Source organism: Enterobacter cloacae complex sp. GYL001, assembly GCF_049237125.1.
GTDB classification, from domain to species: Bacteria; Pseudomonadota; Gammaproteobacteria; order Enterobacterales; family Enterobacteriaceae; genus Enterobacter; species Enterobacter hormaechei_C.
The window spans coordinates 107713-124224 of the sequence record NZ_JBMKGW010000008.1; the positions used below are offsets into that span (position 1 = coordinate 107713).

The window sequence follows — 16512 nt, forward strand, 5'->3', positions numbered from 1 at the left end:
TTTTTTACAGGGGAGTGTTATGAGTCAGGCATTACCGCTTATCACCCGACACGGTGACCGCATTGCCATTGTCAGCGGGTTACGTACGCCGTTTGCGCGTCAGGCAACCGCGTTTCACGGTATACCGGCTGTCGATCTGGGAAAAATGGTGGTGGGGGAGATGCTGGCTCGCAGCGAGATCCCGCCAGAGGTTATTGAGCAACTGGTTTTCGGCCAGGTGGTGCAAATGCCGGAAGCGCCCAATATCGCACGTGAAATCGTGCTGGGCACCGGCATGAATGTTCACACCGACGCATACAGCGTCAGCCGCGCCTGCGCCACCAGTTTCCAGGCGGTGGCGAACGTGGCGGAAAGCCTGATGGCGGGGACCATTCGCGCGGGGATCGCCGGCGGCGCGGATTCCTCATCCGTACTGCCCATCGGCGTCAGCAAACAGCTGGCCCGCATCCTCGTGGATGCCAACAAAGCCCGGACCACCGGTGCGAAGCTCAAACTCTTCTCGCGTTTACGTCTGCGCGACCTCATGCCCGTGCCACCTGCCGTTGCTGAATACTCCACCGGCCTGCGTATGGGCGACACTGCCGAGCAGATGGCAAAAACCTACGGTATTACCCGCGAACAGCAGGATGCACTGGCGCATCGCTCGCATCAGCTCGCTGCGAAAGCCTGGTCGGAAGGCAAACTTGCCGACGAGGTGATGACGGCTTACATCCCGCCTTTCCGCGAACCGCTGGTGGAAGATAACAATATCCGTGGCACCTCGACGCTGGAGGATTACGCAAAACTGCGCCCGGCGTTTGATCGTAAACATGGCACCGTTACGGCGGCGAACAGTACGCCACTGACGGACGGTGCCGCCGCCGTGATCCTGATGACGGAATCCCGGGCGAAAGAGCTTGGCATCACACCGCTGGGCTATTTGCGTAGCTACGCCTTTACCGCCATTGATGTCTGGCAGGACATGCTGCTCGGTCCGGCCTGGTCCACGCCGCTGGCGCTGGACCGCGCAGGGCTGACGCTCTCCGATCTCACGCTGATTGATATGCATGAAGCCTTTGCCGCACAAACGCTGGCAAACGTGCAGCTTATGGCGAGCGAACGTTTTGCCCGCGACGTGCTGGGCCGTACGCATGCCACAGGCGAAGTGGATCAGAGTAAATTCAACGTGCTGGGTGGCTCTATTGCCTACGGTCATCCGTTTGCGGCGACCGGCGCGAGAATGATAACCCAGACCTTGCACGAGCTGCGTCGCCGCGGCGGCGGTTTTGGTCTCGTTACCGCCTGTGCGGCGGGCGGCCTGGGTGCAGCAATGGTTCTGGAGGCTGAATAATGGAAACGACATCTGCATTTAACCTGGCTGTTCGCCTTGATAACGTGGCTGTTATCACCATTGATGTACCCGACGAAAAGATGAACACCCTGAAGGCCGAGTTCGGCGTTCAGGTGCGTGCGATGCTCAGACAGATCCGTGAAAACAAAGCGATACGTGGCCTGGTATTTATCTCGGCAAAGCCGGATAACTTTATTGCCGGGGCCGATATCAACATGATCGCCCGGGCGAAAAGCGCTCAGGAAGCAGAGGACCTGGCGCGTCAGGGGCAGCAGGTCATGGCGGAGATCCATGCGCTGTCGATACCCGTTGTTGCTGCGATCCACGGGGCCTGCCTGGGCGGTGGGCTTGAGCTGGCGCTGGCCTGTCACAGCCGCATTTGTACCGACGATGCGAAAACCGTACTCGGACTGCCGGAGGTACAGCTTGGATTGCTGCCCGGTTCAGGTGGCACGCAGCGCCTGCCGCGTCTGGTGGGCGTCAGTACGGCGCTGGAGATGATTTTAACCGGTAAACAGCTGCGCGCCCGTCAGGCGTTAAAGGCGGGTCTGGTTGATGAGGTCGTTCCGCACGCCATCTTGCTTGAAGCCGCCGTTGAGCGGGCGCTGAAAGGTCGTCAGGCGAAACGCCCTCTGCCGGTGCGCGAGCGTATCCTCGCCGGGCCGCTGGGGCGCACGCTGCTGTTCAATATGGTGGGTAAAAAAACCGAGCAAAAAACCAAAGGGAACTATCCGGCAGCGACGCGCATTCTGAAGGTGATTGAAACCGGTTTATCGCAGGGCAGCAGCAGCGGTTATGCTGCGGAAGCGAAAGCCTTTGGCGAGCTGGCGATGACGCCGCAGTCGCAGGCGCTGCGCGGCATTTTCTTTGCCAGCACGGAGGTTAAAAAAGATCCGGGCAGTGAAGCTGAACCGGCTCCGCTGCGCGCCGTTGGCGTTCTGGGTGGTGGGCTGATGGGCGGCGGCATTGCATTTGTCACCGCCAGCAAAGGCAAATTGCCCGTACGTATCAAAGATATCAATCCTAAAGGTATCAACCACGCGTTGCAGTACAGCTGGCAGAACCTTGATCGCAAAGTGAAGCGCCGCCATATCAAGGCCAGTGAGCGTGATAAAACCCTCGCGATGATCACTGGCGCCACCGACTACAGTGGGTTTGCACACCGCGATCTGGTGATTGAAGCCGTGTTCGAAGATCTGGCCCTTAAGCAGCAGATGGTGGCGGACGTTGAACAGCATTGCGCGCCGCACACCATTTTCGCATCAAACACCTCGTCTTTGCCGATCGGCGACATCGCGGCGAAAGCCGTGCGCCCGGAGCAGGTGATAGGGCTGCACTATTTCAGCCCTGTCGAAAAAATGCCGCTGGTGGAGGTTATCCCGCATGCCACAACCAGCCCGCAAACTATTGCCACCGTGGTGAAACTGGCGAAAAAACAGGGCAAAACCCCGATTGTGGTCGCGGACAAAGCCGGCTTCTACGTCAACCGCATTCTGGCGCCGTACATTAACGAAGCGATGCGGTTGCTGACGGAAGGGGAGAAAATTGAGCACGTCGATGACGCCCTGGTGAAGTTTGGCTTCCCCGTCGGCCCAATCCAACTTTTGGATGAGGTAGGAATTGATACGGGGACTAAGATTATCCCTGTGCTGGAAGCGGCTTATGGCGATCGTTTTGCGCCGCCTGCAAACTTTGTTTCTGCAATTTTGAAGGACGATCGCAAAGGCAGAAAAAATGAACGCGGTTTCTATCTTTACGCCGCGAAAGGGCGTAAAAGCAAGAAACAGGTCGACCCTTCAGTTTATACGCTTATTCCTGTCACGGGTCAGGGAAAACTGTCGGCGGTTCAGTGTGCTGAGCGCTGCGTGATGATGATGCTCAATGAAGCGGCGCGCTGCTTTGGTGAGCAGGTGATCAAAAGCGCGCGCGACGGCGACATCGGCGCCGTGTTTTGTATCGGTTTTCCGCCATTCCTTGGCGGCCCGTTCCGGTATATGGATACCCTCGGGGCGGGTGAAGTGGTTGCGATCCTGCAACGTCTGGCCTCGCAATACGGTCCACGGTTTACACCTTGTGACGAATTATTGCAGATGGCGGAATGGGGTCAGACATTCTGGCCCGCAAGGGAAACTGATTGCGTAAACTGAAGTCAAAGAAGGGTAAATCCTGAGGTGATGGAACCTGTTCTGGCGAAATTGTAAACAGAGATTGACTATACTTACGCCATTGAGGTAAAAAACAGCGTTTCATTCACCGAATGGATCAGGCACAATGCCCGGCCATCGGGTTTTCTACCTCGGAGCATTAATCGCGGGTAGTTAACGCCGGTGATTCTGGTTAACAAAAGCGGTGCAATATGCAAGTTTTTATCATGCGTCACGGCGACGCGGCACTCGATGCCGCCAGTGACTCAGTACGTCCTTTAACCGTCTGTGGCTGCGACGAATCCCGTCAGATGGCGACATGGCTTAAAGGTCAAAAAGTGGACATTGAACGCGTTCTGGTGAGTCCGTTCCTGCGGGCAGAACAGACGCTGGATGTGGTAGGGGAGTGTATGAACCTGCCATCCAGTGTGGATGTTCTCCCTGAACTCACGCCGTGTGGCGATGTTGGCCTTGTCAGTGCATACCTTCAGGCGCTGTGCAATGAAGGTGTCGCTTCCGCACTGGTCATTTCCCACCTGCCGCTGGTCGGCTATCTGGTATCTGAGCTGTGCCCGGGCGAAACGCCACCGATGTTCACAACGTCCGCCATTGCCAACGTCACCCTCGACGAAACCGGCAAAGGGGTCTTTAACTGGCAAATGAGTCCGTGCAACCTGAAGATGGCAAAAGCCATCTGACGTGACGTGCGATATGGCGGGGTGCAGCGTGCCTCCCGCCATCCTGTCAGGGCAATTCTGGCGGCTGCCACTCCTCGACCTCAATCAATACCAGCAATGCGGCATCTCCGCCGTACTCTTTTGGCGCCTGATGAAAAGCCATCACGTATGGATGCTGAGCCAGCCACAGCGGTGTCTGTTGCTTAAGAATATGTTTGCCGTGGCCGTGCATCACGCAGGCGCAAAAAACATGCTCGCGACGACATGCCGCGATCAACGCCCCCAGCTCCTGTTTCGCCTGCATCTGGGTCAACCCATGCAGATCGAGGAACAGCTCCGGCGAGTAATCTCCCCGGCGTAATTTTTTCAGTTCAAAATGGCTGACGTCTTCGCGCACGTATTTCACCGCACCCTGCGTATTTAGCAGCGGCTGAAACTCATCTGAAAAATAGTGGCTGTTATCGGCCTGCTCCTGGAGCAACCGTTTGACCGGTACCTCGCTGACTTTTTTACGCTGCGGGCGATGGACAATGGTGTCGTGCGTGATTTGACGCGTCCCGGTCATCAGCTGGCGGAAGAGAGCCTGATCCTCCTTGCTGAGCGATGTTTTCTTTTTCATTCGTCATTCTCATCTCGTATTTCCGATAGTGTACCCGACTAAACGCATTTTTTAACCTCAAGCGGTACGCGTCATTGCTGATTTATCGCCGTCTTCATGGCAAACTAGCCGCCGAAAATTATGCGAGCATGCCCTGGAGGAAAGAGTGGATAAAATTTTTGTCGATGAAGCAGTAAACGAGCTGCATACCATACAGGACATGTTGCGCTGGTCGGTTAGCCGCTTCAGCGCCGCCAATATCTGGTACGGACACGGTACCGACAACCCGTGGGATGAGGCCGTGCAGCTGGTGCTGCCGTCTCTCTACCTGCCGCTGGATATTCCGGAAGACATGCGCACCGCGCGCCTGACCTCCAGTGAAAAACACCGCATCGTTGAGCGCGTGATCCGTCGCGTAAACGAGCGCATTCCGGTGGCTTACCTGACCAACAAAGCCTGGTTCTGCGGCCACGAATTCTATGTTGATGAGCGCGTGCTGGTGCCGCGTTCGCCGATTGGCGAGCTGATCAACAACCATTTTGACGGCCTGATTAACCATCAGCCGCAGCACATTCTTGATATGTGCACCGGCAGCGGCTGCATCGCCATTGCCTGCGCGTACGCCTTCCCGGAAGCGGAAGTGGACGCCGTCGATATCTCCACCGACGCGCTGGCCGTCACCGAACACAACATTGAAGAGCACGGGCTGATTCATCACGTCACGCCTATCCGCTCTGACCTGTTCCGCGACCTGCCGACGCTGCAATACGACCTGATCGTCACCAATCCGCCGTACGTGGATGCAGAAGATATGTCCGACCTGCCGAACGAGTATCGTCACGAGCCGGAGCTGGGCCTGGAGTCAGGCTCTGACGGGCTGAAGCTGACCCGCCGCATCCTGGCCTGCGCGCCGGATTATCTGACCGATGACGGCGTTCTGATTTGTGAAGTAGGCAACAGCATGGTACATCTGATAGAGCAGTACCCGGATGTGCCGTTCACCTGGCTTGAGTTCGACAACGGCGGTGACGGCGTCTTTATGCTGACCAAGGCGCAACTGCTTGATGCACGCGAATACTTCAGCATTTACAAAGATTAATCCAGCGGGCTTCGGCCCGTTTCACAACGCTCAAACACAAACAACAACATCGGAGCCGTGATGGCAGGAAACAGTATTGGACAGGTATTCCGTGTGACCACCTTTGGCGAGTCGCACGGTCTGGCACTGGGTTGTATCGTTGATGGCGTCCCGCCAGGCATCGAACTGACCGAAGCCGATTTACAGCATGACCTTGACCGTCGCCGTCCGGGTACCTCTCGCTACACCACGCAGCGTCGCGAGCCGGACCAGGTCAAAATTCTCTCCGGCGTATTTGAAGGCCGTACCACAGGAACCAGCATTGGCCTGCTGATTGAAAACACCGATCAGCGTTCTCAGGACTACGGCGCGATTAAGGACGTTTTCCGTCCTGGTCACGCCGACTATACCTACGAACAAAAATATGGCTTTCGCGACTATCGCGGCGGCGGACGTTCTTCCGCGCGTGAAACCGCGATGCGCGTGGCGGCAGGAGCAATTGCCAAAAAATATCTCCAGCAGAAATTCGGCATCGTTATCCGCGGCTGTCTGTCCCAGATGGGCGACATTCCGCTGGCAATCAAAGACTGGGATCAAGTAGAGCTCAACCCGTTCTTCTGCGCCGATGCCGACAAGCTGGACGCGCTGGATGAGCTGATGCGTGGCCTGAAAAAAGAGGGCGACTCCATTGGTGCGAAAGTCACCGTGGTGGCCGACGGCGTGCCGGCTGGCTGGGGCGAGCCGGTATTTGACCGCCTTGACGCCGATATCGCCCACGCGCTGATGAGCATCAACGCGGTGAAAGGCGTTGAAATCGGCGACGGTTTTGACGTGGTCAAGCTTCGCGGCAGCCAGAACCGCGACGAAATCACGAAGGCGGGTTTCCAGAGCAACCATGCGGGCGGCATTCTGGGTGGCATCAGCAGCGGGCAGCAAATTATTGCCAATATTGCGCTGAAGCCAACGTCCAGCATTACCGTCCCGGGCCACACGATTAACCGCGCTGGCGATGAAGTTGAGATGATCACCAAAGGGCGTCACGATCCGTGCGTGGGGATCCGCGCGGTGCCGATCGCAGAAGCGATGCTGGCGATCGTGCTGATGGATCACTTCCTGCGCCAGCGCGCGCAGAATGCGGATGTGACGACCACCATTCCACGCTGGTAACTATGAAAAAAACCGCAATCGCTCTGCTGGCGCTGCTGGCCAGTGGAGCAAGCCTGGCCGCAACGCCGTGGCAGAAAATCACCCACCCGGTAGCGGGGAGCGCGCAGTCCATTGGCGCTTTCTCCAACGGGTGTATCGTCGGCGCGCAGGAACTTCCGCTGCAATCGGATACCTATCAGGTGATGCGCACCGACCAGCGCCGTTATTTCGGCCATCCTGACCTGGTGCTGTTTATTCAGCGTCTTGGCAACCAGGTGCATAACCTGGGGCTGGGGACGATGCTGATTGGCGATATGGGGATGCCTGCCGGTGGTCGCTTCAACGGCGGTCACGCCAGCCACCAGACCGGACTGGATGTGGATATCTTCCTGCAATTGCCGAAAACGCGCTGGAGCTCAGCGCAGCTGCTGAAACCGCAGGCGCTGGATCTGGTCTCGGCCGACGGTAAACGGGTCGTCGCCTCGCGCTGGTCGCCGGAAATTTCCAGCATGATTAAGCTGGCGGCAGAGGATAACGACGTCACGCGGATCTTTGTTAATCCGGCCATCAAGCAGCAGCTTTGCCTGGATGCGGGAACGGATCGCGACTGGTTGCGTAAAGTGCGCCCTTGGTTCCAGCACCGGGCGCATATGCATGTTCGCCTGCGCTGTCCGGCGAACAGCCTGGAATGTGAAGATCAGCCGCTGCCACCGCCTGGCGATGGTTGTGGTTACGAACTGCAAAGCTGGTTTGAACCAGCCAAGCCTGGAACCTCTAAGCCTGAGAAGAAGACACCGCCTCCGTTGCCGCCTTCCTGCCAGGCGCTACTGGATGAGCATGTACTTTAATGGATAATTTCGTCGATCTATTCATGGTGTCACCGCTGCTGCTGGCGGTGCTCTTTTTTGTTGCGATGTTAGCCGGATTTATCGATGCCCTGGCGGGCGGCGGCGGGTTGCTCACCGTTCCGGCGCTGCTGGCGGCAGGCATGAGCCCTGCCCAGGCGCTTGCCACCAACAAACTCCAGGCATGCGGCGGTTCGCTCTCCTCGTCGCTCTATTTCATCCGGCGCAAAGTGGTGAATCTCGCCGATCAGAAGCTCAATATCCTGATGACGTTTATTGGCTCAACGGCGGGTGCGCTGCTGGTCCAGCACGTTCAGTCCGACATTCTGCGCCAGATCCTGCCGCTGCTGGTTATCTGTATCGGCCTCTATTTCCTGCTGATGCCAAAGCTCGGGGAAGAAGATCGACAGCGTCGTCTTCACGGCCTGCCGTTTGCGCTGATTGCCGGTGGCTGCGTCGGTTTTTACGATGGCTTCTTTGGCCCGGGGGCAGGCTCGTTTTACGCGCTTGCATTCGTGACGCTGGCCGGGTTCAACCTCGCCAAATCCACCGCCCACGCCAAAGTCCTCAACGCGACCTCCAACGTTGGCGGTCTGCTGCTGTTTATCATTGGCGGCAAGGTTATCTGGGCAACCGGGTTTGTGATGATGGCAGGGCAGTTTTTGGGCGCGCGCGCAGGCTCGCGTCTGGTATTAAGCAAAGGACAAACGCTGATCCGCCCGATGATTGTTGTCGTCTCGGCGGTGATGAGCGCCAAACTTCTTTATGACAGCCATGGACAGGAGATCCTCACCTGGTTGGGGATGAACTAATGAACAGTACGCATAACTACGAACAGCTGATTGAGATCTTCGATGGCTGTTTTGCTGATGATTTTAATACCCGTCTGATTAAAGGCGACGACGAACCGATCTATCTTCCTGCTGATGACGAGGTTCCGTATAACCGCATCACCTTTGCCCACGGCTTTTACGCCAGCGGTTTGCACGAAATTTCGCACTGGTGTATCGCCGGGAAAGCGCGTCGCGAGCTGGTGGACTTTGGTTACTGGTACTGCCCGGACGGGCGCGACGCCACCACCCAGGGGCAGTTCGAAGATGTGGAGGTGAAACCTCAGGCGCTGGAATGGCTGTTCTGCGTAGCGGCGGGTTTCCCGTTCAACGTAAGTTGTGACAACCTCGAAGGCGACTTCGAGCCAGACCGTATCGTCTTCCAGCGCCGCGTTCATGCGCAGGTGATGGAATATCTTGAGAAAGGCATCCCGGCACGTCCGGCACGCCTGATCGAGGCTTTACAGAATTATTACCACACGCCGGAGATCACGGCGGAATGCTTCCCTTGGCCGGAAGATCTTTAACAGAGGAAAGAAGATGATCGCAGAATTTGAATCACGCATTCTGGCGTTAATTGATGACATGGTGGAACACGCCAGTGATGATGAGCTGTTCGCCAGCGGTTATCTGCGTGGTCACCTGACGCTGGCGGTAGCCGCGCTGGAAGCCGGGGACGATCACTCTGCCGACGCCGTTCACGCGGAAGTCACTCGCAGCCTGGAAAAAGCCATTCTGGCCGGGGAACTCTCTCCGCGCGACCAGTCTTTAGTGCTGGGCATGTGGGACAATTTGTTCCAGCAGGCGAAAGCGAAGTAAGTGTATCACCGCCCTCTCCCACAGGGAGAGGGCCGGGGTGAGGGCACCAGACCGCACCCTACTTGACCATTTTCCCCTTCAGCAATTTCCGCACCCACAGTCGGTTTGGATTCAGCCCCGCGAGCGTAACCCTGTCCAGCGGAACCGGCTCGTCGCTCATTTGCGCGGCTAACGCTTCAGCCAGCAGCGGCGCGGAGCATAATCCCCGCGAGCCTAAGCCACCCAGCATAAACAGCTCGGGGTGAACGGGAGCACTTACCGCCGTTTCTTTGTTGTCAGCAAGATCCTGATAGACTTCAAGCGTGGCGTCATAGTCCGGCACGTTTCCCGCCATCGGCAGGTGATCGCGGGTCGCGCAGCGTACGCCGCAGCGCGCCTGACCCTCACCGACATTCACCTCTTTTGCCCACGACGCATCCGGGAAACAGTCGAGCAGGCGCTGGCGGTTTTGCTGCTGATCCGCTTCGCTGTACTGCATATCTGTTTCACCGCGATGGTAGCTGGCACCGATGCAGTGATGGCCGTTGGACGGGTTTTGCGGCGTCAGGTAGCCGTCGTAACACAGCACCTGACGCAGTTTGCTCAGTTGGGGGGCGGCAGGAATATGGCTTACCTGGCCGCCGACCGGATAAACCGGCAATGACGCTGTCTGGGTAAACTGGCTGATATGATGCCCGTTGGCCAGCACAACGCTGGCATGCTGCGCCTCTTTGCCGTTAGCGAAACGCAAATTCCAGTGCGCAGTGCGGCTTAGCGATTGAACCTTATGGGCATAATGCACTGTCAACCCACGCGACTGCCCGAGGGCTATCGCCGCAGAAGTCAGTTCAGCCGGACACAGCCAGCCGCCGAGTGGATACTGAATACCCCCGCAGCCGGTGTCGACGCCAGCGGTCTCTGCAACCTGCTGCGCCGTGACGGCATGGGCGATGGCCTCCGGCAGACCCAGCGACAGCATTTGTGTGATTTTCTGCTGGCTCTTCTCGTCCCAGCCGAGCTGCGTCACGCCGCACCAGTTGTGGTCGAACGCAACCGGCAGGCTATCGTAAAGGCGGCGAGCAAACGTAAACGCCGCCGGGAAGAACTGGAACAGTGCCGGATCGTGTGAACTTAATAAGGGATAAAGCGCGCCCTGACGGTTGCCTGATGCGCCCGTCGCCGGCGCCTCGTCAGCGCAGTAGAGCGTCACCTGCCAGCCACGGTGCAGCAGCGCCAGCGAGAGCAGGGCGCTGGCGATACCCCCGCCCACAATGGCGACCTCACGCGAGGTGCTGGCGCGACGGGCAAACCAGGGGGCCTGCGCCGGGATCGCCAGATCCTGTTCCATCACCCCGACCAGCATGTCGCGTTTGCGGCCAAAGCCTTTGGTTTTCCGCATGGTAAACCCCGCCTCCTGCAACCCACGGCGAACAAATCCCGCCGAGGTGAAGGTAGCAAGCGTCGCGCCCGGGCGCGCCAGACGTGCCATGGCGCTGAACAGGTGCGGGCTCCACATGTCCGGGTTTTTGGCGGGCGCAAAACCATCCAGGAACCAGGCGTCCACCTTCTGATTCATTGAGTCATCGAGCTTATCGGTCAGGTCGTTAATGTCGCCCAGCCACAGGTCGAGGGTGACGCGTCCGTCGTCCAGAATCAGACGATGACAGCCACCGATAGCCGGAGGCCACTGGGCCTGAAGCTGTTCCGCCCAGTGGGTAAGCTCCGGCCAGCGCTGATGGGCAAGCCGCAGATCGTGCGCGGTAAGCGGAAATTTTTCGAAACTGATGAAATGTAATCTTTGTAAGGTAGCCTCGGGGTGTGCAGTGCGAAACTGGTCGAACGCCTGCCAGAGGGTCAGAAAATTCAGCCCGGTGCCGAAACCGCTCTCCGCTACGACAAACAGGCTGCGCGGATGCTCAGGGAAGCGGGTGCTGAGATGATTTCCTTCGAGGAAGACATAGCGCGTCTCTTCCAGTCCGTTATCATTAGAAAAGTAGACGTCATCAAAATCTCGGGAAACAGGTGTACCCTCAGCGTTGAATTCGAGGTTGGCAGGTTGTATGGCGTTTTGTTTCACGTAAGTTACTCGTCCGACAGGCAGTGGCACGATCTTAGCGATGTGAGCCCATCGGTGCAAATTTCCACAGAAAATGGCTGATCGGACTTGTTCGGCGTACAAGTGTACGCTATTGTGCGACTCGAAACTTTTTATAGTGCGACTTACAGAGGTATTGAATGAAACGTGCAGTGATTACTGGCCTGGGCATCGTTTCCAGCATCGGTAATAACCAGCAGGAAGTCCTGGCATCTCTGCGTGAAGGACGCTCCGGGATCACTTTCTCTGAAGAGTTTAAAGATTCTGGAATGCGTAGCCACGTATGGGGTAACGTTAAACTGGACACCACCGGTTTAATTGACCGTAAAGTGGTTCGTTTCATGAACGATGCCTCTATCTACGCCTATCTTTCCATGCAGGAAGCGATCAAGGATTCTGGTCTGAGCGAAGACGCTTACCAGAACAACCCACGCGTGGGCCTGATTGCAGGCTCCGGCGGTTCCTCTAAAGCTCAGGTGTTCGGTGCTGACGCCATGCGCAGCCCGCGCGGCCTGAAAGCGGTCGGTCCATACGTTGTGACCAAAGCCATGGGGTCAGCGGTTTCCGCGTGCCTGGCAACGCCGTTCAAAATCCACGGTGTGAACTACTCCATCAGCTCTGCATGTGCGACCTCCGCACACTGTATCGGTAATGCGGTTGAGCAGATCCAGCTGGGCAAACAGGACATCGTATTTGCTGGCGGCGGCGAAGAGCTGGGCTGGGAAATGGCCTGTGAGTTTGACGCAATGGGCGCACTGTCCACCAAATACAACGAAACGCCAGACAAAGCGTCCCGTACTTATGACGCACACCGCGACGGTTTTGTTATCGCTGGCGGCGGCGGTATGGTTGTGGTTGAAGAGCTGGAACACGCGCTGGCGCGTGGCGCGCACATCTATGCTGAGATCGTGGGCTACGGCGCAACGTCTGACGGCGCTGACATGGTTGCTCCATCCGGTGAAGGCGCGGTGCGCTGCATGAAGATGGCGATGCACGGTGTTGATACTCCAATCGACTACCTGAACTCCCACGGCACCTCAACGCCGGTAGGCGACGTGAAAGAGCTGGGTGCGATCCGTGAAGTGTTCGGCGACAATAGCCCGGCTATCTCTGCAACCAAAGCCATGACCGGTCACTCTCTGGGAGCGGCGGGCGTGCAGGAAGCGATCTACTCTCTGCTGATGCTGGAAAACGGCTTTATCGCGCCAAGCATCAACATCGAAGAGATGGACGAGCAGGCGGCTGGCCTGAACATCGTGACCGAAACCACCGAACGTGAGCTGACGACCGTTATGTCCAACAGCTTCGGTTTCGGCGGCACCAACGCCACGCTGGTGATGCGTAAGCTGAAAGCGTAAGCGTTTGAAGGTATAGTAGAAGGGAGCCGCGCGGCTCCCTTTTTTATGCCTGAACACGGAGTTATGCATGAAGGCTGTTACCCCTGAGAAGAGCGCTCCTTCCGGGAACCTTTCCCTTTTCCGCATCGCCTTTGCGGTGTTTCTGACCTATATGACCGTTGGCCTGCCGCTGCCGGTGATCCCCTTGTTCGTTCACCAGGAGCTGGGCTATGGCAACACCATGGTCGGTATTGCGGTGGGCATTCAGTTTTTAGCGACGGTATTAACCCGGGGCTACGCCGGTCGCCTGGCGGATCAGCACGGCGCAAAACGCTCGGCGTTGCAGGGCATGTTTGCCTGCGGGCTGGCGGGGGGAGCCTGGCTGCTGGCGGCGCTGTTGCCAATAGATGCAGCGTATAAATTCGCGCTGCTGGTGGCAGGGCGCCTGATCCTCGGCTTTGGCGAAAGCCAGCTGCTGACCGGCACCCTTACCTGGGGAATGGGGCTGGTGGGGCCTGCGCGTTCCGGAAAAGTGATGTCCTGGAACGGGATGGCGATTTACGGCGCGCTGGCGGCAGGCGCACCGCTGGGGCTGCTGATCCACAGCCAGTTTGGTTTTGCGGCGCTGGCAGGCACCACCATGGTATTGCCGCTGCTGGCGTGGGCGTTTAACGGTTCGGTGCGTAAGGTGCCCGCCCATAAAGGCGAGCGTCCTTCGCTGTGGAGCGTGGTGGGGCAAATCTGGCAGCCGGGGCTTGGGCTGGCGCTTCAGGGGGTGGGCTTCGCGGTTATTGGTACCTTTGTTTCCCTCTATTTCATGAGCCGCGGCTGGGCGATGGCGGGCTTTACGCTGACGGCCTTTGGCGGCGCGTTTGTATTGATGCGCGTGCTGTTTGGCTGGATGCCGGATCGCTTTGGCGGCGTGAAGGTGACCGTGACGTCACTTGTCATTGAGACCGTGGGTCTGGTACTGCTCTGGCAGGCGCCCTCTGCATCCGTTGCGCTGCTGGGTGCGGCGTTAACCGGCTGCGGCTGCTCGCTGATCTTCTCGGCGCTGGGCGTTGAAGTGGTGAAGCGCGTGGCTCCGCAGGTGCGCGGCACGGCGCTGGGCGGCTATGCGGCGTTTCAGGATATCTCATACGGGGTCACCGGGCCGCTGGCGGGGCTGCTTGCAACGTCGTTTGGCTATCCTTCCGTCTTCCTGGCCGGTGCTGTGTCAGCGGTGGTGGGAATTGTGGTGACGCTGGTGGCGTTTCGCAAGCGGTAGTATGTTGCCGGGTGGCGGCTTCGCCTTACCCGGCCTACTGTTCGAGCCGTTGTAGGCCCGGTAAGCGAAGCGCCACCGGGCAAATCCTCACGCAACCAGCCAGAAAATCGCCAGCGCAATCACCAACGCGATAAACATCAATCCCGGACGGGCAGAAAGCGTTTTGAACGTATCAACTACGGGGGCAAACAGCGGGCTGTAGATCGGCTGAATGTTTCTTACCTCCGGCACGCCGCCTTCCCGCTCGGCGCGGCGAATGAAGATCTGATTGAGCACGTCCTGCACCTGCGCGGTGGTCAGCACCGTTTGCGGCGTAGCCTGCCAGCTCTGCTGAGCGTAATCCCGAATCATATCGAACTCGTGCGGTTCCAGCGGTTGTTTCAGCGCCGCCTGTACGCTGTGCAGGGTCGGGGCGCTCTGGGTGCTGAGCGTCTGACGCGCCTGGAGCCAGGTGACCAGATGGGTAAACTGTTTTGCCGGGATCATCTCGCCCGCTTTCACACCGGAAAGTTCCAGCATAGATTGCCAGATAAGCTTTGTGGGTTCGCCGGTAGCAGCAGCCAGCTTAGTGACCATCTGCTTGAGCGTATTATGCTCCGCAGGCTGCAATGGCCGCTCTGTAGACGGGCGCTGTTGCGGCTGCGGGATAGAAAGCTGATTGCTTTGCAGCAGGGTCAACACGGTTTTCAGCTGTTCCGGAGAAAGCTGGCTCAGGGCGGTATGACCGTACTGTTGACGGATAAAATCACTCACCGCCTGGCGATTATTCCCCTGGCCCAATAGCTCGGTCAGCTGCGAGATAATCTGGCGGGTAGTATGTTGCTGCTGTGCGCTGGTAAGACGCTGGTTAAGGTTTTGTTCGGCGGCAGGGAAATGGCGCGACTGTAGCGGCGCATCGTTTCTTACGCCCAAATCGTGCTTAACGCCGGCCCATACCTCTGCGTTTTGCTGTGAGGTTAACGCAATAAGACGCGTGATCAGACGCTCCAGTACGGTGCGTTGCTGCGTGGAGAGCGGTTGTTCGCCTGGCGTGTTGGGCGTTACGGGGCCTTCACCCGGAGGGCGCGGAGGCGTACCTGAAATGGGCTGCATCGTCAAAAATCCTTAAAGTCAAACTCTGCGTAACCGGGCGGAGATATATGCCCGGCGGCGAGATTATGGCACACTTGGCAGGTTTACTTCCTCTCAAACAGGTACTCAGACGTGAAAATCCTCGTTGATGAAAATATGCCTTACGCCCGTGAGCTGTTCAGCCGCCTGGGTGAGGTTAAGGCTGTCCCTGGTCGCCCGATTCCGGTCAGCGAACTGGACGATGCAGACGCCCTGATGGTGCGCTCGGTGACCAAAGTAAATGAGGCACTGCTCACCGGCAAAGGGGTTAAATTTGTCGGGACGGCAACGGCCGGGACCGATCATGTGGATGACCAGTGGCTTAAGCAGGCGGGGATTGGTTTTTCCGCGGCGCCAGGCTGTAACGCCATTGCCGTCGTGGAATATGTTTTCTCCTCGCTATTGATGCTGGCCGAGCGCGATGGTTTTGCGCTGAAAGACCGCACCGTCGGGATTGTGGGTGTGGGCAACGTGGGCGGACGTCTGCAAAAGCGTCTGGAAGCCTGGGGTATCCGCACCCTGCTGTGCGATCCGCCGCGTAAGGATAACGGCGATGAAGGCGACTTCCGCACGCTGGATGAGCTGGTCGACGAGTGCGACGTCATCACCTTCCATACGCCGCTCTTTAAAGAGGGGCCGTACAAGACTCTGCACCTGGCCGACGAAAAGCTGATCCGCCGTCTGAAGGCTGGCACTATTCTGATAAATGCCTGCCGGGGACCGGTGGTAGATAACGCGGCGCTGCTGGCATGTCTCGACGAAGGACAAGAGCTTAGCGTCGTGCTGGACGTCTGGGAACCAGAGCCGGATCTCAACGTCGCCTTGCTGAATAAGGTGGACGTGGGTACCGCGCATATCGCGGGTTATACCCTTGAAGGCAAAGCGCGTGGCACAACCCAGGTGTTTGAGGCTTACAGCGCCTTTATCAGCCATCCGCAGCAGGTGGCGCTGGATACGCTGCTGCCCGCCCCGGAATTTGGCCGCATTACCCTTCATGGCCCGCTGGATGAGGCAACGCTGAAAAGACTGGTGCATTTGGTGTATGATGTGCGCCGCGATGACGCGCTGCTGCGTAAAGTGGCGGGTATTCCGGGTGAGTTTGACAAGCTGCGCAAAAATTACCTTGAGCGCCGCGAGTGGTCTTCCCTGTATGTCATGTGCGATGACGCGTCAGCGGCGGGGCTGCTGCATAAACTGGGATTTAACGCCGTTCACCACCCGGCACGTTAATGTCTTCTTAATGCTCCCTGTCGGATA

At 58.0% G+C, this 16512-nt stretch carries 15 protein-coding genes; 12 read left to right on the forward strand and 3 right to left on the reverse strand.

Features of this window, described 5'->3' with window-relative positions:
- Positions 1–19 precede the first annotated feature (19 nt).
- The 3 genes from fadI (at position 20) to sixA (ending at position 4172) form a co-directional block, all read left to right on the forward strand.
- A complete protein-coding gene (gene fadI, locus ACOTWU_RS15385; protein ID WP_023304166.1) occupies positions 20–1330 on the forward strand; it encodes an acetyl-CoA C-acyltransferase FadI in 1311 nt (436 codons plus the stop codon).
- Positions 1330–3477 (forward strand): fatty acid oxidation complex subunit alpha FadJ, encoded by a 2148-nt coding sequence (fadJ, locus tag ACOTWU_RS15390; RefSeq protein ID WP_252049252.1) that lies wholly within the window; start codon positions 1330–1332, stop codon positions 3475–3477. Before fadI ends, fadJ begins: the two co-directional genes overlap by 1 nt.
- A 209-nt stretch (positions 3478–3686) precedes the next feature.
- A complete protein-coding gene (sixA, locus tag ACOTWU_RS15395) occupies positions 3687–4172 on the forward strand; it encodes a phosphohistidine phosphatase SixA (protein ID WP_003861375.1) in 486 nt (161 codons plus the stop codon).
- Positions 4173–4218: 46 nt separating this feature from the next.
- Here the strand turns inward: sixA and smrB are convergent, their stop codons facing one another.
- A complete protein-coding gene (smrB, locus tag ACOTWU_RS15400) occupies positions 4219–4770 on the reverse strand; it encodes an endonuclease SmrB (protein ID WP_126498868.1) in 552 nt (183 codons plus the stop codon).
- 145 nt (positions 4771–4915) lie between these two features.
- On the opposite strand from smrB, the gene prmB reads away from it, so the two are divergent.
- Genes prmB through ACOTWU_RS15430 form a run of 6 tightly spaced genes read left to right on the forward strand, consistent with a single transcriptional unit; the run spans position 4916 to position 9467 of the window.
- Positions 4916–5848, forward strand: a complete 933-nt coding sequence (gene prmB, locus ACOTWU_RS15405; protein WP_126498867.1) for a 50S ribosomal protein L3 N(5)-glutamine methyltransferase — start codon at positions 4916–4918, stop codon at positions 5846–5848.
- A 60-nt stretch (positions 5849–5908) separates the two neighbouring features.
- Positions 5909–6994 carry a chorismate synthase gene (gene aroC / locus ACOTWU_RS15410; RefSeq protein ID WP_015572247.1) on the forward strand — a complete coding sequence of 362 codons (1086 nt, stop codon included), beginning with the start codon at positions 5909–5911 and terminating at the stop codon, positions 6992–6994.
- Between the two features lie 2 nt (positions 6995–6996).
- Positions 6997–7821: a penicillin-insensitive murein endopeptidase gene (gene mepA / locus ACOTWU_RS15415; RefSeq protein ID WP_003861385.1), complete on the forward strand. Its 825-nt coding sequence runs from the start codon at positions 6997–6999 to the stop codon at positions 7819–7821.
- A complete protein-coding gene (locus ACOTWU_RS15420) occupies positions 7821–8630 on the forward strand; it encodes a sulfite exporter TauE/SafE family protein (RefSeq protein WP_126498866.1) in 810 nt (269 codons plus the stop codon). Before mepA ends, ACOTWU_RS15420 begins: the two co-directional genes overlap by 1 nt.
- A complete protein-coding gene (locus ACOTWU_RS15425) occupies positions 8630–9175 on the forward strand; it encodes an elongation factor P hydroxylase (protein ID WP_048219717.1) in 546 nt (181 codons plus the stop codon). Before ACOTWU_RS15420 ends, ACOTWU_RS15425 begins: the two co-directional genes overlap by 1 nt.
- 13 nt (positions 9176–9188) lie before the next feature.
- A complete protein-coding gene (locus ACOTWU_RS15430; protein WP_017383451.1) occupies positions 9189–9467 on the forward strand; it encodes a YfcL family protein in 279 nt (92 codons plus the stop codon).
- Between the two features lie 58 nt (positions 9468–9525).
- Here the strand turns inward: ACOTWU_RS15430 and mnmC are convergent, their stop codons facing one another.
- A complete protein-coding gene (mnmC, locus tag ACOTWU_RS15435; RefSeq protein ID WP_032648976.1) occupies positions 9526–11523 on the reverse strand; it encodes a bifunctional tRNA (5-methylaminomethyl-2-thiouridine)(34)-methyltransferase MnmD/FAD-dependent 5-carboxymethylaminomethyl-2-thiouridine(34) oxidoreductase MnmC in 1998 nt (665 codons plus the stop codon).
- Between the two features lie 158 nt (positions 11524–11681).
- On the opposite strand from mnmC, the gene fabB reads away from it, so the two are divergent.
- Together fabB and ACOTWU_RS15445 are read left to right on the forward strand one after the other, a co-directional pair.
- On the forward strand, positions 11682–12899 hold the full coding sequence (gene fabB / locus ACOTWU_RS15440; RefSeq protein ID WP_017383449.1) for a beta-ketoacyl-ACP synthase I: 1218 nt from the start codon (positions 11682–11684) through the stop codon (positions 12897–12899).
- Between the two features lie 67 nt (positions 12900–12966).
- Positions 12967–14145: an arabinose transporter gene (locus ACOTWU_RS15445; protein ID WP_252049253.1), complete on the forward strand. Its 1179-nt coding sequence runs from the start codon at positions 12967–12969 to the stop codon at positions 14143–14145.
- 87 nt (positions 14146–14232) lie between these two features.
- On the opposite strand, the gene flk is transcribed toward ACOTWU_RS15445, so the two are convergent.
- Positions 14233–15237: a flagella biosynthesis regulator Flk gene (flk, locus tag ACOTWU_RS15450; RefSeq protein WP_023304159.1), complete on the reverse strand. Its 1005-nt coding sequence runs from the start codon at positions 15235–15237 to the stop codon at positions 14233–14235.
- 111 nt (positions 15238–15348) lie between these two features.
- Here flk and pdxB point away from each other — a divergent pair, with 111 nt between their 5' ends.
- Positions 15349–16485: a 4-phosphoerythronate dehydrogenase PdxB gene (gene pdxB, locus ACOTWU_RS15455; protein ID WP_045339238.1), complete on the forward strand. Its 1137-nt coding sequence runs from the start codon at positions 15349–15351 to the stop codon at positions 16483–16485.
- Positions 16486–16512 lie beyond the last annotated feature (27 nt).

Bases quoted from the DNA above. Each gene is read 5' to 3' on its own strand.
- fadI (WP_023304166.1), top strand. From the start codon at position 20: ATGAGTCAGGCATTACCGCTTATCACCCGACACGGTGACCGCATTGCC.
- fadJ (WP_252049252.1), top strand. From the start codon at position 1,330: ATGGAAACGACATCTGCATTTAACCTGGCTGTTCGCCTTGATAACGTG.
- sixA (WP_003861375.1), top strand. From the start codon at position 3,687: ATGCAAGTTTTTATCATGCGTCACGGCGACGCGGCACTCGATGCCGCC.
- smrB (WP_126498868.1), bottom strand. From the start codon at position 4,770: ATGAAAAAGAAAACATCGCTCAGCAAGGAGGATCAGGCTCTCTTCCGC.
- aroC (WP_015572247.1), top strand. From the start codon at position 5,909: ATGGCAGGAAACAGTATTGGACAGGTATTCCGTGTGACCACCTTTGGC.
- mepA (WP_003861385.1), top strand. From the start codon at position 6,997: ATGAAAAAAACCGCAATCGCTCTGCTGGCGCTGCTGGCCAGTGGAGCA.
- ACOTWU_RS15420 (WP_126498866.1), top strand. From the start codon at position 7,821: ATGGATAATTTCGTCGATCTATTCATGGTGTCACCGCTGCTGCTGGCG.
- ACOTWU_RS15425 (WP_048219717.1), top strand. From the start codon at position 8,630: ATGAACAGTACGCATAACTACGAACAGCTGATTGAGATCTTCGATGGC.
- ACOTWU_RS15430 (WP_017383451.1), top strand. From the start codon at position 9,189: ATGATCGCAGAATTTGAATCACGCATTCTGGCGTTAATTGATGACATG.
- fabB (WP_017383449.1), top strand. From the start codon at position 11,682: ATGAAACGTGCAGTGATTACTGGCCTGGGCATCGTTTCCAGCATCGGT.
- ACOTWU_RS15445 (WP_252049253.1), top strand. From the start codon at position 12,967: ATGAAGGCTGTTACCCCTGAGAAGAGCGCTCCTTCCGGGAACCTTTCC.
- flk (WP_023304159.1), bottom strand. From the start codon at position 15,237: ATGCAGCCCATTTCAGGTACGCCTCCGCGCCCTCCGGGTGAAGGCCCC.